Annotated in this window: 19 protein-coding genes; 9 read left to right on the forward strand and 10 right to left on the reverse strand. The window is 37.7% G+C overall.

Annotated elements, in window-relative coordinates; genetic code table 11:
- Positions 1–182: 182 nt before the first annotated feature.
- Complete coding sequence (gene treF, locus ASF92_RS16785) at positions 183–1,769, reverse strand: alpha,alpha-trehalase TreF (protein WP_056097090.1); 1,587 nt, start codon at positions 1,767–1,769, stop codon at positions 183–185.
- A 138-nt stretch (positions 1,770–1,907) separates the two neighbouring features.
- On the opposite strand from treF, the gene ASF92_RS16790 reads away from it, so the two are divergent.
- The 5 genes from ASF92_RS16790 to ASF92_RS16810 are packed head-to-tail and all read left to right on the forward strand — an operon-like array spanning position 1,908 to position 7,951.
- Positions 1,908–3,296, forward strand: coding sequence for a mercuric reductase (locus tag ASF92_RS16790; protein ID WP_056095874.1), 1,389 nt, complete (start codon positions 1,908–1,910; stop codon positions 3,294–3,296).
- 2 nt (positions 3,297–3,298) lie between these two features.
- Positions 3,299–4,258, forward strand: coding sequence for an ABC transporter ATP-binding protein (locus ASF92_RS16795; RefSeq protein ID WP_056095877.1), 960 nt, complete (start codon positions 3,299–3,301; stop codon positions 4,256–4,258).
- Entirely contained in the window at positions 4,251–5,822 is a 1,572-nt protein-coding gene (locus tag ASF92_RS16800) for an ABC transporter permease/substrate-binding protein (RefSeq protein ID WP_056095880.1), read from the forward strand. The genes ASF92_RS16795 and ASF92_RS16800 overlap by 8 nt, the downstream gene beginning before the upstream one ends.
- The gene (egtB, locus tag ASF92_RS16805) at positions 5,822–6,973 is read left to right on the forward strand and encodes an ergothioneine biosynthesis protein EgtB (protein WP_056095883.1); all 1,152 of its coding nucleotides are present in this window, start codon (positions 5,822–5,824) and stop codon (positions 6,971–6,973) included. The genes ASF92_RS16800 and egtB overlap by 1 nt, the downstream gene beginning before the upstream one ends.
- 6 nt (positions 6,974–6,979) lie before the next feature.
- A complete protein-coding gene (locus tag ASF92_RS16810) occupies positions 6,980–7,951 on the forward strand; it encodes an L-histidine N(alpha)-methyltransferase (protein WP_056095886.1) in 972 nt (323 codons plus the stop codon).
- Position 7,952: 1 nt separating this feature from the next.
- Here ASF92_RS16810 and ASF92_RS16815 read toward each other — a convergent pair whose 3' ends face one another.
- Genes ASF92_RS16815 through ASF92_RS16825 form a run of 3 tightly spaced genes read right to left on the reverse strand, consistent with a single transcriptional unit; the run spans position 7,953 to position 11,161 of the window.
- Complete coding sequence (locus tag ASF92_RS16815; protein ID WP_056095889.1) at positions 7,953–9,023, reverse strand: aminotransferase class V-fold PLP-dependent enzyme; 1,071 nt, start codon at positions 9,021–9,023, stop codon at positions 7,953–7,955.
- 57 nt (positions 9,024–9,080) lie between these two features.
- The gene (locus ASF92_RS16820; protein ID WP_056095892.1) at positions 9,081–9,482 is read right to left on the reverse strand and encodes a two-component system response regulator; all 402 of its coding nucleotides are present in this window, start codon (positions 9,480–9,482) and stop codon (positions 9,081–9,083) included.
- Positions 9,483–9,490: 8 nt separating this feature from the next.
- Positions 9,491–11,161: an ATP-binding protein gene (locus ASF92_RS16825; RefSeq protein ID WP_157263954.1), complete on the reverse strand. Its 1,671-nt coding sequence runs from the start codon at positions 11,159–11,161 to the stop codon at positions 9,491–9,493.
- 269 nt (positions 11,162–11,430) lie between these two features.
- On the opposite strand from ASF92_RS16825, the gene ASF92_RS20860 reads away from it, so the two are divergent.
- From ASF92_RS20860 to hemF, 3 genes are all read left to right on the forward strand, one after another.
- A complete protein-coding gene (locus ASF92_RS20860) occupies positions 11,431–11,655 on the forward strand; it encodes a hypothetical protein (RefSeq protein ID WP_082489599.1) in 225 nt (74 codons plus the stop codon).
- Positions 11,656–11,794: 139 nt separating this feature from the next.
- Complete coding sequence (locus ASF92_RS16835; RefSeq protein ID WP_056095903.1) at positions 11,795–13,024, forward strand: MFS transporter; 1,230 nt, start codon at positions 11,795–11,797, stop codon at positions 13,022–13,024.
- A gap of 107 nt (positions 13,025–13,131) precedes the next feature.
- A complete protein-coding gene (hemF, locus tag ASF92_RS16840) occupies positions 13,132–14,025 on the forward strand; it encodes an oxygen-dependent coproporphyrinogen oxidase (RefSeq protein WP_056095907.1) in 894 nt (297 codons plus the stop codon).
- Here the strand turns inward: hemF and ASF92_RS16845 are convergent.
- The 4 genes from ASF92_RS16845 to gyrA all read right to left on the reverse strand — a co-directional run bounded on the left by ASF92_RS16845 (position 14,022) and on the right by gyrA (position 19,793).
- Positions 14,022–14,720 (reverse strand): endonuclease V, encoded by a 699-nt coding sequence (locus ASF92_RS16845; RefSeq protein WP_056095908.1) that lies wholly within the window; start codon positions 14,718–14,720, stop codon positions 14,022–14,024. The two genes, hemF and ASF92_RS16845, sit on opposite strands and share 4 nt — an antisense overlap.
- 136 nt (positions 14,721–14,856) lie before the next feature.
- On the reverse strand, positions 14,857–16,002 hold the full coding sequence (locus ASF92_RS16850) for a lipopolysaccharide assembly protein LapB (protein ID WP_082489628.1): 1,146 nt from the start codon (positions 16,000–16,002) through the stop codon (positions 14,857–14,859).
- A gap of 83 nt (positions 16,003–16,085) precedes the next feature.
- The gene (locus ASF92_RS16855; protein WP_056095914.1) at positions 16,086–17,174 is read right to left on the reverse strand and encodes a lipopolysaccharide assembly protein LapB; all 1,089 of its coding nucleotides are present in this window, start codon (positions 17,172–17,174) and stop codon (positions 16,086–16,088) included.
- A 30-nt stretch (positions 17,175–17,204) separates the two neighbouring features.
- On the reverse strand, positions 17,205–19,793 hold the full coding sequence (gyrA, locus tag ASF92_RS16860) for a DNA gyrase subunit A (protein WP_056095917.1): 2,589 nt from the start codon (positions 19,791–19,793) through the stop codon (positions 17,205–17,207).
- 311 nt (positions 19,794–20,104) lie between these two features.
- Here gyrA and ASF92_RS16865 point away from each other — a divergent pair, with 311 nt between their 5' ends.
- Positions 20,105–21,316: a TCR/Tet family MFS transporter gene (locus ASF92_RS16865; RefSeq protein ID WP_056095920.1), complete on the forward strand. Its 1,212-nt coding sequence runs from the start codon at positions 20,105–20,107 to the stop codon at positions 21,314–21,316.
- Here ASF92_RS16865 and ASF92_RS16870 read toward each other — a convergent pair.
- Together ASF92_RS16870 and ASF92_RS21630 are read right to left on the reverse strand one after the other, a co-directional pair.
- Positions 21,313–22,665: a PhoH family protein gene (locus ASF92_RS16870; protein WP_056095923.1), complete on the reverse strand. Its 1,353-nt coding sequence runs from the start codon at positions 22,663–22,665 to the stop codon at positions 21,313–21,315. The two genes, ASF92_RS16865 and ASF92_RS16870, sit on opposite strands and share 4 nt — an antisense overlap.
- An 856-nt stretch (positions 22,666–23,521) precedes the next feature.
- Entirely contained in the window at positions 23,522–23,866 is a 345-nt protein-coding gene (locus ASF92_RS21630; RefSeq protein WP_056095926.1) for a GxxExxY protein, read from the reverse strand.
- Positions 23,867–24,257: the final 391 nt, after the last annotated feature.

Consider the following 24,257-nt stretch of genomic DNA (forward strand, 5'->3'; position numbering starts at 1 on the left):
AAAGATTTTTTATCCCACAACAGTTCAGCCTCTGGTTTTTGTTTTAAATCGATTGAAATTATTCGTGTAGGCATGGAGAAGAACACCTTTTTTATGACGAATAAAAACTCTAAAATTGTCGCGTTGAACTTGTCGAAAAATAGTTTTTTCCAGCAAAGCTCAATTAGATAACTGTAAGGATTTTACTTTTTCATGAGTTTTAAAAGGACACCATTTGTCCACCCGAATCCATCCTGTAAGGGGTATTCACCGCCACCACCTTTGCTTGAAGGTTCGACCACATTATATTTTTCCATTAATTTTCCGGTTTCTTTAAAAACAGCAATATTTTGGTTTACCCATCTGTTTGTTATCGTATTGGCAAGCTTATTAAAACCGTAATTGTGTAAGCCCTGGATACTTATATATTGTAAAGGCGCCCATGCATTTGGTGCATCCCATTGCTCTTTAGTTGTCGTTAGCGTGGTAATCAGACCACCGGTTTTCAGAAAATCTTTCTCAATTCTTTCTGAAACAGATTTTGCCTGTTGAGGCGTTGCAATTTTAAAGTAAAGTGGAAAAGAAGCCGCTAGGGTAATCTGGTTGGATAGACGCCTACTTTTCCAATTATAATCTGTAAAGAAATTTTGTTCTGGATTCCAAAAGTATTTTAAAATAGCGGCTTTTCTTCCCTTGGCTTTTGCCCTAAACAAGGCTGTTTTAGCCAGATTTCCGGATTGTTTATTTGCTTCAGCTATTGCGATTTCAAGGTTGTAGAGTAAGGTATTCAAGTCCACTGGCAATATATCTGTTGTAATAATTCGGCTATAGCTTTTTCCATCGGCAAACCACCTGCTGCTGAAATCCCATCCGGACTCTGCCGCCGAACGCACATTACGAAGAAATACAGATGGTTGTTGCTTAGTCAACTTCGCAGCCTCATAATCTTCTCTATAAGATTCTTCACGAGGTTGATCGCCAGCATCATAATAACGGTTTAAAATCGTTCCATCAATTAGTTTTACAACATGATTTGCTGCCTGACCATTGTTTAATTGTGAGGCACCTTTCATCCAGAAATTATATTCCTTTTCCAGCACTTCTTTATAATCGCTTATTTTATTAGCTGAATTATGTTGGGTGAGCAGCTGAACCATTGCTGCAAAAAACGGTGGTTGGGATCGAGTTAAATAATAACTTCTGTTCCCGTTTGGAATAAAGCCATATTTATTTATCAGATAAGCGAAATTATCAATCATATCTTTCATGATTTCTGTCTTACCCGCCTTTTGTAAACCTAACATGGTAAAATACGAGTCCCAATAATAAATTTCTCTGAAACGACCGCCAGGAACAATATAGGGTTTTGGCAGAGGTAACAATGACGTTGGAAATTTTGTAGCGGTATCCGGATTTCGCTTCAGAACCGTCCATAACGTATCCAAATGCTTTTCGATACCTGCATTGACATCAGATTGGTAAACAGCGTTATGATTTTCGGGCAAAGAGAAATATTTGTTAATAAACGCTTTTAAACTAAATTCCTTGAAATCTTTTTGTGCTTTATAAGCCGCCATTATTTCTGAAGGCTGCATTTTAGGAATCGCATCGGCGAAAGATTTACTGTCAGGATAAATTCTACCCCATTGTACCCGCTCAAATAAATCAGAGTAGGTTGCCCTCGGACTTAATTCGTTCTGCGCAAACAGCAGGCTTGAGGTAAATAAAAAACAAACAAACATCATTGTTTTCAAGAAGCAGTGTTTGAGGTCTTGTTTTTGCTGACTCATATCATTATATTTAAAATTAAAGCTAGTCAATTTTAGGCTTAATATTAAGCTGGTTGTATATAAGATGAAACATTGGATTGAGATTTTGGTTATCATCTGACGGTTTGCTTTTTTATTTACGACCAAAATTATAAAACAATGAAACATTACGACGCAGTCATTATTGGTGCCGGCCAGGCAGGAGTACCACTGGCAAAAAACCTAGCTAAAGCAGGAAAAAAAACGGCCATTATCGAAAAAAGATTTGTTGGAGGCACTTGTATAAATGATGGCTGTACACCTACTAAAGCCATGGTTGCTTCTGCAAAGTTAGCTTACCTGGCTAGAAATTCAGAAAGCCTCGGTGTGGAAACAGGGCATGTAAAAGTAGATTTCAAAAAAGTAATCGGGCGCAAGAATAAAATTGTAGACCAGTTTAGAGGTTCTGCCGAAAAAGGCATTGAATCGACAAAAGGTTTAAAACTGTACATGGGCGAGGCGAAATTTACCGGCAAAAAAGAAATTACAATTTCACTGGAAAATGGTAAAGTGGAAGTCTTAACCGCTGATTGGGTTTTTATAAATACAGGTGCAAAAACTATAATCCCGGATATTGAAGGACTAAGCGAAACAAATTTTTTAACTTCAACAAGTATTTTAGATTTGGATGAAATTCCCGAACATTTGGTGGTTGTCGGGGGCAATTATATTGGTTTGGAGTTTGGCCAAATGTTCAGCAGATTCGGCAGCAAAGTAACCATTATAGAGAAGTCAAATTCAATTATTGCTAAAGAAGACGAGGATATTTCGACATCGCTTACTGAAATTCTTCAGGACGAAAAAATAAAAATACTAACTGACTCCCAAGTAACTAAGGTAAGGTCTATTAGCCAAAATGAAATAAGCGTTGAAATTCAGCTTGGTAAAAAAGAAAAGCAAATATTACAGGCAAGCCATATTTTAATTGCCGTGGGTAGAGCACCGCAAACAAAGAATTTGGGTTTAGAATTTTGTGGTGTAAAAATGGATGATAGGGGTCATATTCTTGTTAACCAAAAGCTGGAAACGAATGTAGAAGGAATTTTTGCATTGGGCGATGTAAAAGGCGGACCCGCCTTTACCCACATTGCATACAACGATTATACCATTGTTTATCGAAATCTGATTGAGGGAACAAATTACACTATTGCAGACCGTCCGGTTCCATATTGCATGTTCACCGACCCGCAGTTGGGGCGGATTGGAATATCGGAAACTGAAGCAAGAGAAAAGAAAATGAACTATAAAGTTGCCATATTACCAATGTCTTCTGTTGCCCGGGGAATTGAAACCGGAGAAACAAAAGGCCTGATGAAGGCAATAGTAGATGTAAAATCAAAAAAAATATTAGGCGCCGCTATTCTGGCGTCAGAGGGTGGAGAAATTATGTCGGTTCTACAAATGGCTATGGAGGGCGAAATTACTTATGATAGAATCAGGTATTGTGTTTTTGCACATCCAACTTATTCAGAATCACTGAACAACCTTTTTATGAAGCTAGACGATTAAATATGATCGAACTGATAGGTGTAAGTAAAAAGTATGGCGCCACTATTGCGGTAAACCAGGTTTCATTTAAAGTTAATGAGGGGGAGAACCTGGTGTTGCTCGGTACAAGCGGCTGTGGAAAAACAACCACCCTTAAAATGATAAACCGCCTGATAGAACCAGATGGTGGGCAGGTTTTAATAGATGGGAAAGATATTAAGCAACAAAATCCCGAAAAGTTAAGAAGGGGGATTGGTTACGTTATGCAAAATATCGGCTTATTTCCGCATTATACCATCGAAGAAAATATTTCTGTCATTCCGAAATTATTAAACTGGGAAAAAGATAAAACGGATAGAAGAATTATTGAGTTAGTCGATAAACTTCATTTACCAAAAGACAGTTTAAAACTTTACCCTAATGAGCTAAGTGGCGGCCAGCAGCAACGTGTCGGTTTAGCCAGGGCTTTAGTTGCAGACCCCTCTTTATTGCTTATGGACGAACCTTTTGGCGCGTTAGACAACGTTACCAGAGGCAGTATTCGCAAAGAATTTAAAGATTTAGAGGAATTAAAAAGGAAAACCATTGTGATGGTTACGCATGATGTGCAGGAAGCTTTTGAACTGGCAGACCGGATTTGCTTGATGGACAAAGGGGAAATAATGCAGGTTGGCACGCCAAAAGAACTGCTGCTTAATCCTTTAAACGATTTTTCAAGGAAGTTTTTAGACGGGGAGAGGTTGGCGCTCGAATTTAAAATGATACGCATTTCAGATGTTTGGGCAAATTTGCATGAAGCCTCCTATGTATCCGAGAACAGGTTTAGTCCTGAACTTAGTGTTTGGGACGCGATGGAAAAGTTACGTTCAGGAAATTTAAGTGAGCTGATTTTTGAGGATGAAAAAGGCGTTTTTAAAAAGATAAGCTTTGATATTTTAATGAGGGCATTTAACCAATACAAAAATACCAATCAACATGGATGAGCAACAACAAACGCTATGGCAATTCATGTTGATGGAATCGGATAAATTACTTAACCAGACTTTACAGCATATTGGCCTAACTTTCATTTCTTTACTATTTGCAATTGCGATAGGATTGCCATTAGGCATCTTAATTGCCAGAAAACGTGCTTTATCAGGTACGGTATTGGGTATAGCCGGCATTTTACAAACTGTACCGAGCATTGCCTTGCTGGGTTTTATGATACCTGTTTTGGGCATCGGCGCCAAACCGGCCATAGTTGCACTACTTATCTATGCCTTGCTACCAATTATCCGAAATACTTACACGGGAATTATAGGTATAGATAAACACATCATCGAAGCTGCCAAAGCCCTGGGGATGGATAAAGCTCAGATTTTATTTAAAATAGAATTTCGCCTTGCTATGCCGGTTATTTTAGCTGGTATCCGAACGGCAACAGTTATAAATGTGGGCGTGGCAACTTTGGCTTCGTACATTGCAGCAGGCGGTTTAGGTGAGTTTATTTTTGGTGGAATTTCGCTGAACAATACCAACATGATTTTGGCCGGCGCAATTCCGGCGGCCTTGCTGGCCATAGTATTGGATGCCTTACTGGCACTGGTTCAAAAGATGAATTTTAAAAACCTTCGTAAAACCTTAACGATTTTGCCCATTCTTTTGATAGTGCTAAGTGCATTTTACATTTTACCATCAGCTTATGGCTCAGGCCTGAAGGCGGGTTTTACCCCCGAATTTATGGGCCGGCAGGATGGGGATTTAGGTTTGAAAACGGCCTATGGCTTAAAAATAAACACGGTCGTTATCAGCGATGCTGTGATGTATAAGGCGGCTTATACAAAGGAACTCGACGTAATTAGCGGTTATTCTACAGATGGCCGCTTAAAAGCTTTTGACCTGAAGATATTAAAAGATGACAAGGGCATATTTCCGCCTTATTATGCAGCGCCCATCGTGTTGCAGTCTTCCCTGGCAAAATTCCCTGGTCTGGAAAATACGCTGAATTTACTTTCCGGGAAGATTAGCGATTCAATCATGACCGACTTAAATTATCGAACGGATTATCTACACCAATCGCCCGAACGTGTTGCAAAGGATTTCCTGGTAAAAAACAAGCTGTATAAAGTGCCTGGAAAGGGGCAGTCAGGAACGGTTAAGATAGGCTCGAAAATTTTTGGTGAACAATACATCCTTGCAGAAATCTACAGCATGCTCATCAGGGGCAATACTGATTACCAGGTTGAAACCAAAACAGGCCTTGGCGGCACAAAAATTTGTTTTGATGCTCTACTAAATAATCAAATTGATCTTTATCCTGAATATACCGGTACAGGACTGCTTGCCATATTAAAGCCTGATAAGCGCTTGGTCGCAGCGGTTATAACCAACAAAGACAAAACATATGCCTATGTTCGCACAGAATTTGTAAAAAAATATAAGATTAAATGGTTGAAGCCAATTGGCTTTAATAATTCTTATGCTTTAATGATGCGGCAAAAACAATCGGCAGAACTCAATGTTTATAGCATAACAGATCTTAAGCACCATCTCGATAATAATTAATGAATCTTGCTGAAAAATACCTGAGCATCAGAAAATATTCCGAACAAATTTGTGAGCCTTTACAGACAGAAGACTATGTGGTTCAGCCAGTTGTTGACGTAAGTCCGCCGAAGTGGCATTTAGGACATACTACATGGTTTTTTGAAACTTTTATTTTAAAGGCTTTTGCACCTGGTTACCAGGTTTATAATGAAGACTACAATTTTGTATTCAACAGCTATTATGAAACCATTGGCAACCGGGTAATCCGCACCGATCGTGGTAACCTGAGCAGGCCGGGCGTAAGTGAGGTTTACCAGTACAGAAAATATGTAGATGAAGCCATGGCGGAGTTTTTAACGCAGGAACTGGACGCAGAGGTATATGAATTAATTATACTCGGCTTCAACCATGAACAACAACACCAGGAACTGCTATTAACAGACATTAAATTTATCCTGGGCAATAACCCGCTATTTCCTGCCTACCATGCTGAAAAAACAGAAAGTGGCGCTGCGTCATCAGAAAACGAAGGATTTTTAACCATTTCAGAAGGAATTTATGAAATTGGCTACAGCGGATCGGATTTTTGCTTTGATAATGAGCTGAACCGCCATAAGGTATACCTGAATCAGTTTTCCATAAGCCAGACATTGGTAACCAATCAGGAGTTTATGGCTTTTATGGATGATGGCGGTTACCAGAATTTTAATTACTGGCATGCGGAAGGCTGGGATTGGGTAAACAGCAATCACATCGTTTCCCCGATGTATTGGCATAAGATTGACGGCAAATGGTTTAACTATACGCTTCAGGGACTAAAAGCAATTGACTTAAATGCTACTCTGACCCATGTAAGTTATTACGAGGCTTACGCTTTTTCCTGTTGGAAAGGCATGCGTTTGCCTACAGAATCTGAATGGGAGGTAGCCGCGCAACAGTTTAATTGGGGCGAACGGTGGGAGTGGACGGAGAGTGCCTACCTGCCTTATCCTGGTTTTAGTAAAGCACCGGGTGCCATTGGCGAATACAATGGTAAATTTATGGTTAACCAGAAGGTACTGCGTGGCGCATCTGTTGCAACACCAGAAGGGCATAGCCGCATTACATACAGAAATTTCTTTCATCCACATTTAAGATGGCAATACACAGGCATACGCCTGGCCAGATAGTATTTTATGATGCTTTCTACAGAAAAAACAGCAATAAGCAGCACTCAGTTTCTTCAGGAAACTCTGGAAGGATTACATGCCGAACCTAAACGCATGTATTCGAAATATTTTTACGATGAAACCGGAGACCAGATTTTTCAGCAGATTATGGCTATGGAGGAATATTACCTTACAGATGCTGAAATGGAAATTATGAAGGACCAGGCAGATGGAATTGCGGATGCAATTTCAACCGATGGGACCGGCTTCGATTTAATCGAACTGGGTGCAGGCGATGCCACAAAATCCATTCATCTGTTACGAAAGCTATTGGAAAAAAAACACGATTTTAAATATTATCCTATAGATATTTCGGAACATGTAATTGAAGAGTTAAGTGCAGGCCTGCCTGTAAAATTACCTTTGTTGAACTTCCAGGGGCTTAACGGCGATTATTTTGATATGTTAAGAAAAGCCTGTGAAATTTCAGACCGAAAAAAAGTGGTTCTTTTCATGGGTGCAAACATTGGCAATATGAGTGTTGGTGAAGCGCAGCAATTTTGTATTAATTTAAAAGATATTTTATCACCGGAAGACATCCTGATTATAGGATTCGACCTAAAGAAAAATCCAAAACAGATATTAGATGCTTATAATGATAAATCCGGCATCACCCGCTCTTTCAACTTAAACCTGTTAAACAGAATTAACCGTGAACTTAATGGAACCTTTGACTTAGACGCTTTTGACCATTATGCAAGTTATGATCCTGAAACTGGGTCCTGCAAAAGCTACCTGATTAGCTTGAAGAATCAACTTGTGCATATAGATGATGCAGAAGTGTCGTTTTCAAAAGATGAATATATCTATATGGAGATTTCGCAGAAATATTCTTTATCTGAAATTGAAGATCTTGCCGATTCATCGGGTTTTAAAGTCGTTCAATACTTCTCAGACCGGCGACAATACTTTGTAGATGCAGTATGGAAATTTGCTTAGATTATTCAATTGCAGCTAATAAGCGATATAAATCTTCCTCCGTATTGTAAAAATTAAAGGAAATCCTGGTGCCCGTACCGCGTGGTGAGCATAGAATTTTTTCTTCATTTAACCGGTCAGCAACGGCCTTCCCTAAGGGCAAACTAAAAATGGGTGATTGTTCTGCCCGCTCGACCATCCAGTCTGTAAGCAAGCCCTTAGCATGTAGAGCAACCCTGGCTTTTTGTGCCAAATTCTGATTTGCTTTTTCAATATAACTAAAACCAACCTCATTTAAATAGTTTATGCCCTGGTTTAGTGTACCGAAATTTAAACTATCGAGGTGGCCGGGTTCTAAGCTAAGGGATAAATGGTCGCGTCCGCTCAAAAACGGTGCATTTGGCAAATTTAATTTTTTTCGATGTTTATATAGCTCGTTTTTAACTGCATCAGACAGGAAAATATAGCCATTTCCATAGCCACCTAAAAGCCACTTATAGCCGCTGCCAATCAACACATCCAATCCGGATTGCTCAAAGTTGAAAACGGTAGTGCCTAAGAACTGGGTGCCATCTGCAATTAAAATCAAGTCGGGGAAATTGGCTTTGAGGCTTTTTATAAAATCGCTTTGCATTTGAAGCCCACTGATGTATTGCACCATGCTAAACGCAAAAATTGTGGGTTTAAATTTTTCAATTGCATTAAGAATATTTTGCTCTAAATCTGCATTAATTGGGATCTCTAAATACTCAAAGCCGATGCTTGTAACTGGATAACTTACAGAAGGGTAGTCTTCCTGCAATAATAAAAACCGTTGATTTTTATTCATTCCATTTAAAATGGCATTAAAACCTATAGAAAAGTTCGGACTTAAAAATGTATTTTCAATATTTACTGAAAAACTACTGGAAAGGTTATATCTCAGTTCATCCAATACTTTCAGGCTGTCTGCCCTGAAAACACTTCCATTCTGAATAAAATCTTCATCATGTTTTTTGCGCCAACTCGCAATTTCAGTCGACAACAAGCCTGAATAAGCCGTATTTAAATAAGTATAATTCTCAAGGATAGGAAAATTATTGGTAAAGTTCATATCCAAAAATAGGCAAATTTAAACAACTTGATAAGATCTCTACTAGTGAATAGTCAATCATCCAAATTGAAGGGCAATATTTGTAAGTGCAGAAATGGTTATGGGTTTCACTATGAAATCTACAATTTCCGGATACATCCGCGATTTTTTATAATCATCTTCGTCTATGGTGGAACTTACCATATAAAAAATTATGTTTTTGCTTATGGATGCTTTCAATTTAACATAAGCATCCATGAACTGCCATCCATCTAAAACAGGCATGTTTATATCAAGTAAAACCACGTCAGGTAAATTTTCAGATTGTTGAAGATTTTCTAGAAAAAAATCTAAGGCCAACCTTCCATTAGAAAAAAACAATGTTTTTTCCGCAATATCATTTGTTTGTATAATCCAATCTACTGAATAAGAATAAATGTCGTCATCATCTATTACGCAAGCAGTTTTTATTTTTCCCATTATTTAAATTAACTGTAATTTCCATTTCCAAAAATGATTCTGAATGTGGAACCTTTCCCTTCTGCGCTTTCAACAGAAATTAGTCCACCTTGAGATTCAACTTGAGTTTTCACCAGGAATAATCCTACGCCATGTGCATTTTTATGATTATGAAATGTTTTGTAAAGTCCAAAAATCTTCTGTCCGTGCAGTTCAAGGTTAATTCCAAGGCCATTATCTTTAAATTCGAGTACGGTTTGTCCATTCCCATTTTTGTACGTTTTCAGACTTACAAGTAAATTTTCATCATCTCTCTTATATTTTATTGCGTTAGATAACAAATTCATTAAAATACTCTCCATATACAACTTCGGAAACAAAATTGTTTTTTCGCCAAAGTCTTTTTCTATGGATACAGAGCTGCTCATGATTTCCGGCTGCATTATCGCCACCACATCATTCATCATATCGGCTAAGGAAAGTACTTCTGCATGGACTTTGCTTTCCCTGATTTTAATCGCGTCGTTAAGATCATCAAGCGTTTTGTTGAGTCCCCCGGATACAATGTTTAATTTTTCCACGCGCTCCGCATTATGACTATTTAATGTGGTCGTATCCAACATACTTATCAAAAGTGAAAGGTTGCTGGCATGGTTGCGGATGTTGTGTGAAAGTATATGCGTAAAACCCTTTAATTGCTTATTATTCTGGTTAACCATTTCCATTGATTTATACAATGAAATCTCATTTGCCTTATATTTATCAATATCCATTAAAACACCTCTTAATTTGGTAATATTCCCGTCTTCATCGTAAAAGGCCTCGCCATATGTTCTTACCCAAACGATTGCACCTTTGGCCGTTTGTATCTGTAGTTCAAAATCATATCCAGTTCCATTTTCGATACATTCTTTTATAGCTGTTACAATCTTATTCCTGGATGTTGGCATAACATAATCGGATGCATTTTCAAATGTAATCTTATGATTATATGGAAGTTCATGTATATCGTAAATCACCTTTGACCAGTACACTTTCCTGGAATTAATATCAATTTCCCAACCGCCTACTTTCCCTAACCGGCCAGCTTCAGATAGGAGAAATTCACTCGCAGCCAACTTTTCTTCAGCCTGCTTCCGGGCTTCAATCTCATATTCCAGTTCTTTTACAGAGCGGAGGCTGAGTATCGATGGTATAATTTTGTAAAGTGCAAATACAGTTATAGCAGAAACAATTGCGGTCGCAAAACGTAGTACCGCACTTAACCGATATGCCGGCCACCAAAAAATAACCGCATCAATTAAATGTGTGAGTCCACATAACACGATGAATCCTACAAACAGCCAAATCAACCTGGGAAAAGGAAGATCTGGTCGCTTGCGTAACATTACAATCAATATAAATGGAATAACGAAATAAGATGCCCATATTACAACATCGGATACAATATAAAGCCAGCCATGAAAATCAGACCAGTTTCCACATTGCCAGCGCGGCGGCCAGTTTGTAGTGTCCAAAATCCCACCTGAGAAATTTTTGATTTGCTGCCATAAACTGCCTGTTTGTACTTCGTGGATACCTGTATTTTTGCAATCTGTGCCACAGGTGGTTGTTGTGTTAAAATGTGGAGATTTTATTGCGGTAGCAATGGTATTGTGGTAATAATCCCTCATTGGAGAAAAATATTTTAGAGTGCTCAAATGTGCATTTTTATATTTAAATAGTCAATCGTCTACAATAAATTATTTCGTATGATTATGTATACTCATTTTTATAAATCCCGAAAACTATAGCCTTTAATTTTGAAAAACACAGGTTCTAAACTCGAATGATGTTAAATTTGTAGTAAAATATTTTCATAAAAAACTGTAATCCTGATGATTATGTTCTTTTTTTTAGCTGTAAAACCAGAAATCTAAAACCAAATGACTGAAGAGTTGTTAAGATTACAGATAACAATAAAAAAACTATGAAAAAAATAATCTTAAGTCTTGCTTTCGCTGGCACATTAATGGTTGCCACCTCAGCATGCAATTCGTCTAAAAACATGGCTGGCTCATCAGACAGCACTATGACGGATTCTACATCAACAACGACAGCTCCGATGGATACGACTAAAACAACTACAACTCCTCCGGATACTACAAAAACAACAATGCCACCTGATACGGCAAAGAAAATGCCTCCAATGTAGAAAATTGAAAGACGTTTTAAATGCAATGCCCCCGGCTTTATTCGAAATCCGGGGGCATTTTTTTGTTTTAAAATTTCATTCTCTATTTTAAATATTTGCACTTATTTGTACTTTCAGACAATTAAACCAAATAGTTAAAATGGATCCCCAATCAAAAGCAAACAAACGCAACATTATTTTCCTGGTTATCGTAGCCGCATTAGGCTATTTTGTAGATATTTACGATTTGGTCTTATTCTCCGTTGTGAGGGTTCAAAGCTTGACTGAAATTGGTGTTTCAGCCGAAAATATGCGTAGCGATGGCTTCCTAATCATAAATTCTCAAATGTTTGGGTTATTGTTGGGTGGAATTATATGGGGAATTTTGGGCGATAAGCTTGGAAGGATTAAAGTCCTCTTTGGTTCGATACTATTATATTCTTTAGCTAATATTGCAAACGGCTTTGTTACATCAGTTCATAGTTATGCGATAATCAGGTTTATTGCAGGTATTGGACTTGCCGGCGAATTGGGTGCTGGTATAACCCTTGTTGCGGAAACGATGGATAAAGAAAAACGTGGCTATGGAACCATGATTGTCGGTGCAATTGGCTTGTTGGGCGCTGCAGTTGCCGCAACAGTTGCGTCAAAGTACTCCTGGCAAACATCCTATTTTGTTGGGGGCGGAATGGGCTTGGTTTTGCTACTGCTCAGGGTTGGCACCTTCGAATCGGGTATGTTTAAGCATGCAGCACAAACAGAAGTTGCAAAAGGCAATATTTTCATGCTTTTTAATAACAGAAAACGCTTTTTAAAATATCTGTATTGCATCTTAATCGGCATACCACTTTGGTTTGTTGTGGGCATTCTGGTCACCTTAGCACCTGAATTTGGTAAGGCATTGGGTGCTACAGAACCTTTAAAAGCCGGAACAGGCATTATGTTTACCTATTTCGGGATTGCCATAGGGGATGTGGTGACAGGCCTTTTGGCCCAGTTTCTGAAGTCAAGAAGGAAAACCGTATTTATTTTCCATTTGCTATCTGTAATTAGTGTTGTTGTTTATTTGACCAGTTACGGACTAAACAGTGATTTATTTATATGGATTTGTTTGTTTATGGGATTCTCTGTTGGCTATTGGGCAACATTTGTTACTATCGCATCAGAACAATTTGGCACCAACATCCGCGCTACAGTAACAACGACAGCACCAAATTTTGTTCGTGGTGCTTTGATTCCAATTACATTTATATTCGAATTTTTTGCCCAAAAATATGGCTTAATTCCTGCCGGATATATTGTAATGGGCTTATTAACCGTGATTGCAGTTTTCGGCTTAAGCCAATTGAAAGAAAGCTTCAATAAAGATTTGGATTATCTGGAAGAATAAATCAATTTCAAGGTTTTCCCCAGTGTCAATAAAATGTACTATCTAAACATAAATCATTATAGCTGTTTTAATAGCCTTAAATTTGCTATGGATTAAATCACACCGCCATGTTTAGAGAAGAAGTAGCCGAGCGTTATAGGCAAATACAGGATGAAATTTGCAAAGGATTAGAAATTGCTGACGGCAAAGGAACATTTGAAGAAGAACTTTGGGAGCGACATGGCGGGGGAGGCGGCCGTACCCGGATTATGCAAAAGGGAGCAATAATTGAAAAAGGTGGCGTAAACTTTTCAGCAGTACACGGGAAATTACCTGAAGCGGTAAAAAAAGCATTCAACGTTACCGAAGATGATTTTTTTGCAACCGGCGTTTCTATCGTTATACATCCGAATCACCCGCTGGTTCCCATCATTCACATGAACATTCGTTATTTTGAATTAAATGATGAAACACGCTGGTTTGGCGGCGGAATTGATTTAACACCTCACTATGTTTTTGAGAACGACGCCCGTTTTTTTCATCATAAATTGAAACAAGCTTGTGATGATTTCAATATGGATTTTTATCCGAAATTTAAAGCCCAGGCAGATGATTATTTTTACATCAAACATCGTGAGGAAACACGTGGTATCGGAGGTATTTTCTACGATAGGTTGAAACCTGAAAATACAAGCTTGACATGGGAAGAAATTCTGGATTTTTCGGCCAATGTCGGTGAAACCTTTCTCCCCATTTATACCGAGTTAATCGATAGAAACCGTGATAAAGATTTTAACGACATTCAAAAAGAATGGCAATACCAGCGACGCAGCCGTTATGTAGAGTTTAACCTGGTTTACGATTCGGGAACAAAATTTGGTTTGGAGACCAATGGCAGAATTGAATCGATTTTGATGAGCTTGCCTCCACAGGCAAATTGGGGATATAATGTTCAGCCTGAAGCCGCTTCTGAAGAATTTAAAACACAGCAATTTCTTAAAAAAGGCATCAACTGGATTTAAAACAGGCTTAGGGGTTGATTGACTGCGTGATAACCTGACTTTAATTTTCCTATTCTAAAATCATTAACCAGATTATGAATTAAGCGGGTAGGCTCCGGAATTCTATAATTCCCCACACATTTTTTCATGATGGATAAACTTTGATCCTGGGTAATTAAATGACCTGCAGAAATATAAACAGGAGCACAGTTCACCTTGGTTCTTAAGGCGTAACCTAAAGTTTCGGCACCATTGGTAATCATTGATGTACTGTATTTCAAATTTCCAGGAACATGGTTTTCTCCATATAAAATACGTTTTGCACATCCGATGGTAGGCTGATTAGCCAGTATACCAAAATGAGATGCAACGCCCATACGGCGAGGATGTAGAATGCCATTTCCATCCAAAATCAGAACGTCGGGTTTACTCGGAATTAAGTTCCATACTTTTAGCAGCGCCGGCACCTCTTTAAATCCTAAAAAGCCGGCTTTATACGGAAATGAGGTTTCAAAAGTTTCTAATGCATAAGCTTTTAAGGCCATTTGCGGGTAAGTGAGCAGCACAATTCCGGCATACATTGTTGTACTATCTTTGTTGAATGAGATATCTGCGCCAGCGATGGTTTCGATTTGTTTTAACGGTGAAAACTTTAACTGTTTCGCAAGTTCAATTTGTAAGTTGGTAGCGTCCTCAAAAGAAAGTGTATCATACATATAATGATTAGCTAATATTGAATGAAATTAAATGGTGCCAACACGTCGTCCATTAAGAACCGTAAAATAACTCAAATGTAATATGTCTTATAATTAATATTATGTTAAGTTGAATTTTATTATCTCCTATTTAAATCTAGAGTTCCTGTAATTTTCTTTTTAGATCCTGAACTTTACCCGGTTCGTTTTTGCGGTCATATATTTCGATAAGCAATTGAACGGTTTGCTTGTCGTTAGGATTAATTTCATTTGCACGCAATAATGCGAATTGTGCCCGGTTGATTAACGACTTATATTGATTGTTCTTTTCTGCATCAGTTTTTTTTAAGGTTTCATTTGCTGTATTAACATAGGCCAGGCCAAGCTGATAAAGTGCATCAAAATAGTTTTGATCGGTTGATAAAGCCCTGTTGTACGCTAATATTGCGGTCGCATTATTTCCACCAATTTGTTGTAAATACCCGTAGAGAAAGAATAATAATTTACTTCCTTTTTCTACTTTTAGATTATTTTCGATAAGACCTTGAGCTTTACTATAGTTTTCTGTATCCAGCAAAAGATTTATGTAGTCATTCGTAAGTGTATGATTATAAGCATTTAAAGCTAAACCGTCTTCCAATGTTTTGATCGCACCTGCATAATCGGATTTTGCAATGTACAGCTGCGCCATTTTTTGAAACACTGCAGGATTTCGGATGCTATCTTCTTTTGCTCTTTTAAAATACTTCATAGACTCTTCGTATTGCTGAATATTTTGAGCACAAATTGCGGTATTCAGGGCTAAAGTAGTATCTGCAGGGAAATTGTCACTTACTTCCTTTAAATCGTCAAACGCTTCCTTAAACTCATTGTTAAAATAAGCAAGACTGCCCCGCTCCTGCTTCTTTATTAAAATGTTGTGATCCGACGCTTTAATTAACCCAGACGGATCTTCATATTTATCTAAACTTTTTGCTTTTTTTATCGCAACAACAGCCGTGTCGAAATACTTAAAAGAGGTTGTGGCATCCGCTTCTATAATTGATGCGTAAGAGGTTAGGTAGGATTTAATCGCCCAGGTTTCCGGCCAGTTTTTGGTTTTATTATCTTTTTCTGCAGATTCTATAGATTTTAAGCCCTCAGCTATTATTCCCAATTGTTTTTTTGCATCTTCTTTTCCTGCAAATGATGCCTGTAACTTACCAACTGCATTGCGTGCAATCAATATCTGGCTCTTTTGGGCATATGAATTAAGAGATAGCGTAATAAAGAAAGTTAAAAGGAGTCTTGAAATGCTTTGCATAATGGTCATATAATGTAATCCCGTAAAAATAAACATAAAAAAAAAGCCCTGAAAATTTCAGGGCTCTTTTTTAAATCGATTATTTATTGTTTAGGTAATGCGTCTAAACGTTTTTTTATCTCATCATAGTTTTTTGTGTCGTTTTTGAAAGCATAAATCGTTTTCAATGTTTCCAATGCGCCAGCATTTTTTGCATCAATATCTAAAGCTTTTTTGTAGTAAGGCAAAGCTTTATCAAGCAAACCCGTCATTTTTGTGGTTACTTCGTTAAATTCTTTAACTTTTTTAGCATCTATTTTATTGCGGTCGTTCTGAAGTTTTAATGCCTGCGAAAAATAAATATTTCCTAAAAGAACCTGGTATGTTGCGTTATTTGGTTCTTTCGTTGCTAAGGTGTTCAACATCTGTTCAGATTTCGATGCATCGCCCCTGTCAATATAAATTTGAGTTTCAGTTTTAATGAAACTTGGTTCTTCAGGAAACTTTGCTGCTGCTTCTTTGATTAGAGCTAGACCGGCAGTCGTATCTTTTTGCTGTTTTAAAGTGATGTCGATAATCTCAGCATACAGATCTTTAGATTGAGGCGAATTTAAGGAAATTACTTTCTTAAACTGCTGTACCGTATTAGGGTAATCGCCAAGGGTTCTTGCGGCAATACCGGCGTTCAGGTACATAGATGTGTCGCCAGGATTGATTGTTGTCGCTTGAACAAACTTACTGTAGGCAGTTTTAAAATCCTTTTTATTATATGCAAAAACACCGGCATTTCTAACAGCATTAGAGATATTTGTTTCTGCTAACGCAATATTGTCTTTCTCTGCGCCTTTGGTATCCAGTTTCTTTGCCTGCTCAACAGCATCCATTGCGATTTTTAAATTAGCATCTGCATTTTGTGCATTTACGGTATCAACAAGCGCAATGGCCGATGAAAATAATGCTCTGTAAGACCATGCCTCTGGCATAATTTTAGATTTTTCATCTGCAATGGCTTTGTCTGTATGAGCCAAAGCACCTGATAATGTTTCCAGTTTCTTTGCCAATGGTACGGAAGCGCTCTGCCCTGTTATCTGGAATATTCCCCAGGCTTTTTTTGCCTCGGCTACTTCACCTTTCTGAGCAAATGCAAAGCTTGTTACACCTGCCAAAATTATACTTAGAATTACTCTTTTCATAAAATTTTTATTCTATTCTTATTTATTGGATTAATTTTCCTCTTCCTTATCGTCGCTCGATTCATCCTCTGTTTCTGCATCGTCAGATTCGGCAGCTGGGTCGGCTTCTAATTCCTCTCCATCAACTACAACACTTTCCAAATCTACAGTTTCTACCTCATCTTCTTCGTGATCTATTTTCGTTACAGATGCAATTTCATCATCGCCCTTTAAAGAAATCAAACGTACACCTTGCGTTGCACGACCCATTACCCTTAAAGCAGATACTGGAATTCTTATTACGATGCCAGAACGATTAATAATCATTAAATCTTCGCTATCAGTAACGTCTTTAATTGAAACTAATTGTCCGGTTTTCTCTGTAACATTTATAGTTTTAACACCCTTACCACCTCGGTTTGTTACACGATAGTCTTCAATATCGGTACGCTTTCCATATCCTTTTTCTGATACTACTAACACGGTAACCTCAGGATTGTTTACAGCAATCATGCCAACAACTTCATCTTTGTCATGTGCAAGACGAACACCGCGCACGCCGGTTGCCGTTCTTCCCATCGGACGAACTGTATTTTCGTTAAAACGAATTGCCCTTCCTGAACGTAAAGCCATTACAATTTCACTTTGTCCGTTGGTTAAGCAGGCTTCAAGAAGTACATCACCCTCATTAATGTTAATTGCATTGATACCGTTAACCCTTGGACGAGAATAAGCTTCAAGAGAAGTTTTCTTAATTGTACCTTGTTTGGTACACATTATGATGAAGTTGTTCTCTAAATATTCTTGATCTTTAAGATTCTTAACTTTGATGTAAGCCTTAATTTTTTCCTCTTTAGGGATATTGATAATGTTCTGAATTGCCCTTCCTTTACTGGTTCGCGTTCCCTCAGGGATTTCGTAAACCCTAAGCCAGAAACATCTTCCGGCTTCGGTGAAGAACAGCATGTAATTGTGGTTGGTTGCAACCAGCATATGCTCAATAAAATCTTCATTTCTGGAGTTACTTCCTTTCGATCCCTTTCCGCCTCTGCCCTGTGCCCTGAATTCCGTTGCAGGGGTTCTTTTTACATAACCTTCATGTGAAATGGTGATTACAACTTCTTCATCGTCTATGAAATCTTCCATACTCATGTCTTCAGCAGAGTGGACAATCGTCGTTTTACGCTCATCTCCGAATTTCTGCTTAACCTCTTCCAGCTCATCTTTGATAATCTGCATGCGCAAACCTTCATCAGCTAAAATAGATTTTAAATAGTCGATGGTTTTCATCAATTCAGCATATTCTTCTTTAATCTTATCACGCTCTAGTCCTGTCAAACGACGAAGCGTCATATCCAGAATTGCACGTGCCTGAATATCGCTTAAACCGAATTTTTCCATCAAACCAACACGGGCTTCTTCCGGGGTTTCTGAGGCACGGATTAACTTAATTACCTCATCTAAGTGATCTAAAGCAATTAAATATCCTTCTAATATATGAGCACGTTTTTCAGCTTCCGCCAATTCATATTTTGTACGGCGAATAACAACATCGTGACGGTGGTCTACGAAATGTACAATCAAATCCTTAAGATTTAACATTTGCGGACGACCTTTTACCAATGCAATATTATTTACACTGAAAGACGTTTGTAACGCAGTATACTTATATAGGTTGTTTAAAACGATAGATGCATTTGCATCACGTTTGATTTCGTAAACGATACGAATGCCATCTTTATTCGATTCATCTTTGATATTTGAGATGCCTTCCAGTTTTTTCTCACCAACCAATTCAGCTGTACGCTCAATCATCTGGGCTTTATTAACCTGATAAGGAATTTCAGTTACAATAATTACTTCTCGGTCCTTTAAGTTTTCAATTTCAGCCTTAGCACGCATTACGATACGCCCGCGCCCCGTCTCAAAAGCTTCTTTTACACCTGTATAACCATAAATAATACCACCTGTAGGAAAATCCGGAGCTTTTACAAACTTCATTAATTCCTCAATGGTAATGTCACGATTATCAATGTAATTTACAATACCGTCAATACATTCAGTTAAGTTATGTGGCGCCATGTTAGTTGCCATACCCACTGCGATACCAGATGAACCATTTACTAAAAGGTTGGGAATTTTTGCGGGTAAAACTGTTGGCTCCTGTAAGGTATCATCAAAGTTTAACTGAAAATCTACTGTATCTTTATTGATATCAGCAAGCATTTCTTCGGCAATTTTTGAAAAGCGTGCTTCTGTATAACGCATCGCAGCAGGTGAGTCACCATCGATGTGTCCAAAGTTTCCCTGGCCATCAACCATGGGATAACGCAAACTCCAATCCTGAGCCATACGAACCATGGTGAAATATACTGATGCATCACCGTGAGGGTGATATTTACCTAAAACCTCACCCACAATACGGGCGGATTTTTTATGTGGTTTATTACTTGTTACGCCAAGATCGAGCATTCCGTATAAAACCCGGCGGTGAACGGGTTTTAATCCATCGCGTACATCAGGCAAAGCCCTTGATACAATTACCGACATTGAATAGTCAATGTAGGCCGATTTCATCTGCTCCTCTATGTTAATCTGGATGATTTTGTCGTTTTGTTGATTTTCTAAATCTTCTGCCATAAATTATTATTCTCGTTATTAAAACGATATTTAAAAGGGTATGATTATAACCTTGCGAATTTAGCAAATTTATGCCGAAATAAGGCATTGTGGAAAAGTTTGGCCTTTACTTATGGTTTCTGGTATCCCATTTTTTTTACATGCTTAAACACCTTTTAATGAATTTTTATGCAAGCAGAATTTCAATTGTTATTATCAATAGACGTAAACAATTATCGTTACTGAAAAATTAAATTGTAAATGACTACTTCAAGGTTTGTGTTAAATTATAATCTAACTTAAAATTCTATTTTTGTTGTAAATCCAAATATATGGCAAAGCAAAAACAATCGGCAATGATTTTTATTATGATTACGTTGTTGATCGATTGTACTGGTTTCGGAATCATCATCCCTGTTTTACCCGATTTAATTAAAGAATTTACCGGAGGCGATAACAGTGTTGCTGCAGATTATGGTGGCTATTTAATGGTGGCTTTCGCTTTACCTCAATTTATATTTTCTCCAATTCTGGGCGGTTTAAGTGATAAATATGGCAGGCGTCCTATTTTACTATTTTCACTATTCGGTTTAGGCATGGATTATCTGTTTTTATCTTTTGCGCCTTCCATTTTCTGGTTTTTTATTGGAAGAATTATAGCGGGTGTTTCTGGTGCGAGTTTCACAACAGGTATGGCCTACATTGCTGATGTATCAACGCCAGAAAAAAAAGCCCAGAACTTCGGATTGGTTGGTGCCGCTTTTGGGTTGGGTTTTATATTAGGGTCGGTTGGTGGAGGCTTATTAAGCCATTTCGGATTACGAGTGCCTTTTATGGTTGCCGCTGGTCTGTCGCTGATTAATTGGCTGTATGGCTATTTTATATTACCTGAATCACTATCAAAGGCCCAACGGCGGGATTTCTCATGGAAACGCGCGAACCCTATTGGCGCTTTTGTAAACGCCACTAAATATCCTGCCATCTTAGGCTTGCTGGTAACGCTGCTACTTTTATATGTTGCAAGTCATTCGGTACAATCAAACTGGTCATACTATGTAATTGAAAAATTTCAATGGGACCCGACTATGATTGGTTATTCACTGGCCGTTGTTGGTATAACAGTTGCAATTGTGCAAGGTGGGCTGATTCGGGTAATCATTCCTAAGATTGGTAATAGAAAAGCCATCTACCTGGGATTGACGCTTTACGTTATTGGTTTTATATGTTTTGCTTTTGCAGCCAACGGTTTAATGATGATGTTATTTATCATTCCTTATTGCCTGGCTGGAATTGGCGGACCAGCCATGCAAAGCATTATTTCCAATCAGGTGCCAGAGAACGCGCAGGGCGAAATTCAGGGTATAACGACAAGTTTACAAAGTTTAGCTGCTATTATTGGGCCTTTTTCGGCCAGCCACATCTTTGCTTACTTTATTCGTGAAGGTACTCCCTATTATTTTCCCGGAGCACCGTTTATTTTGAGTGCTTTTTTAACTTTGATAGGTTTGTTCATTGCAGTTAAGTCACTTAGAAAATACCATTAAAGAAAAGCATTAGCCAGGTTAGCCAGCTCGCTTCTTTCACCTTTTTGTAAAGTGATGTGTGCATAAAGTGGGTGATTTTTAGCATGGGCTATCAGATAAGATAAGCCGTTGCTTTCGGAATCCAAATATGGGGTGTCAATTTGATGGATATCACCTGTAAACACAATTTTTGTATGCTCTCCTGCCCTGGATATGATGGTCTTTACCTCATGAGGTGTAAGATTTTGTGCTTCATCAATAATGAAGAAAATTTTCGTCAGCGTTCTACCGCGTATAAATGCTAAAGGTGCAATGGCTATTTTTTCGGTGGTAATTAACTCATCGATTTTTGCTGACATTTTATTGTCTCCGATAAACTGTTCTTTAATAAAACGAAGGTTATCCCAAATAGGTGCCATAAATGGGTCGGTTTTTGATTTTGCATCCCCTGGCAGAAATCCGATATCTTTATTACTTAATGAAACTATGGGCCGGGTAATGTATATCTGCCTGAAATCTCTTCTTTGCTCCAGTGCACTTGCTAATGCCAAAAGTGTCTTTCCTGTTCCCGCATTACCTTGTATGCTCACCAATTTAACAGCAGGATTTAAGAGCGCATTAATAGCAAATGCCTGTTCAATGTTTTTAGGCTTTATTTTGAAAATTGCCTCTGTTGAAACAGAAGAAATTGTTTTTAAGCTGTGATTATAAAATACATTTGCAGTCTTTCGCTTATTCCTCAATATAAAAAAATGGTTACCTTCTTTTGCCGGAAGATTAAGATTTTCAACATCCAAAAATTTTTCTTTCTTAACAGCATCAATAATGGTTTCTGAAAAATTTTGGATCTCGGTTTTACCTGCATAAAGCGCTTCTACATTTTTTATTTTTCCCGTTTCATAATCTTCTGCGTTTAAATTAAGTGCTTTAGCTTTTAAGCGGAGACAAATATCCTTTGATACCAGTACGATTTTTTTATCGGGATTATCTTCCTTTAAACTTAAAGCTGCATTTAATATCTTATGGTCGGTTTTACCTTTTCCATATATTTCTTCGGCATCTGTTTTTAACGACCCTTCGTTCAAAACAACTTTAAATTTACCGGAATTTGGCGGCGTTAGCGCAATCCAATCACTTACTAATCTATGCTGTGAGGCCAAATCAATTAACCTGATAAAACTTCTGGCTTCAAAATTCCTGGTTTCATTTCCGCTTTTAAAATTATCCAGCTCTTCCAGTACCTGGATTGGAATGGCTACGTCGTGCTCATGGAAGTTATTAATCGCATCATGGTCATATAGAATAACGGAAGTATCTAAAACAAAAATCTTTTTTGGTGGATTTGAGACTGATTTACCTTTTTTAGCCATTCTGTAAATTTAAGATATCTTTAGTAAATCACCATCTTAAAATTTCTACCGCTAAACTAAGAGAATTTATTTTTATCTTTCTGTGTAGATCAGCGTTTTATGCGGGAGATTAATAGCGAATAGCAGATAAACAGATTCTCCCGCTGCATTCACAGAATACGCAGACATTCTATTTTTCTGTTTCTGCGTAGATCAGCGTTTATGCGGGAGATTAATAGCGAATAGCAGATAAAAAGATTCTCCCACTGAACTCACAGAATACGCAGATATTCTATTTTTCTGTTTCTGCGTAGATCAGCGTTTATGCGGGAGATTAATAGCGAATAGCAGATAAAAAGATTCTCCCACTGAACTCACAGAATACGCAGATATTCTATTTTCAATTTTTCTGCGTAGATCGGCGTTTTCAGCGGGAGATTAATAGCGAATAGCAGATAAAAAGATTCTCCCGCTGCATTCACAGAATACGCAGACATTCTATTTTCAATTTTTCTGCGTAGATCGGCGTTTTCAGCGGGAGATTAATAGCGAATAGCAGATAAAAAATTTTACTGCTGAACTCACAGAATACGCAGATATTCTATTTTTCTGTTTCAGCGTAGATCAGCGTTTATGCGGGAGATTAATAGCGAATAGCAGATAAAAAGATTCTCCCACTGAACTCACAGAATACGCAGATATTCTATTTTTCTGTTTCTGCGTAGATCAGCGTTTTCTGCGGGAGATTAATAGCGAATACCAGATAAAAATTTTACTGCTGATTACAAGTTTGCGAAGTCTTTGGATAACTTTATATCCATTTATGAATAAATAATTATAATCAGCGAGAACACGAAAATACCTGTTGTTGAAACAATTAAAACCCATTTACTTTTCTCACAATTGCAGTTGAAATATCTGAACAATTAAAATTAACCAATAAACCTAACTTTAAATCCGATAATCTCAAATATGTAAGTACCTGTTTATGGTGGACAGGCAAGAGATGCTCTACCGATTTGGTTTCTATCAGCACTAAATTTTCTATCAATAAATCTAGTCTGTAGCCAGTATCAAAAATAATCCCATCATAAATTACCGGTAAGAAAACTTCTGATTGAACTTTCAAGCCCTCTTCTCTTAGGACGTGCAAAAGAGCCGCATGATATGCTGATTCTAAAAGACCCGGTCCGAGCGCTTTATAAACGCTAAAAAAATATATCCTCTTACGAGATAAGAAATTTGATTTTCATCCATAAAACTTGAATTAATTGTTTGGGATGAAAAAAATAAGGCTGATCTAATATAACAAAACAAAAACGGGGTCCTTCTTCTTTCGATTCAGTTCCCCGTTTTTCCCTTGATAACAACCGTAGTCGTTAAACAGGCATCTAATAAATCTGTAATTTGAATTTCTTCGTCTTTACTTAGCCTTGCGACTTTTGTAACCCGTTTAGATTCATTTCCGATAGCAATGTTCCGTAAAACAATACTATTTTCAATAATGTCTGTTAAGTCTTTTGATTTTCTGATGTTTCATCTTTCGATCGCTACATTCATATTCTTTAATTGGTTTAACCCGTTCAAGAAATAATCAAATCCTTTTAAAGATA

It is taken from the genome of Pedobacter sp. Leaf176 (genome assembly GCF_001424305.1).
Classification (GTDB): Bacteria; Bacteroidota; Bacteroidia; order Sphingobacteriales; family Sphingobacteriaceae; genus Pedobacter.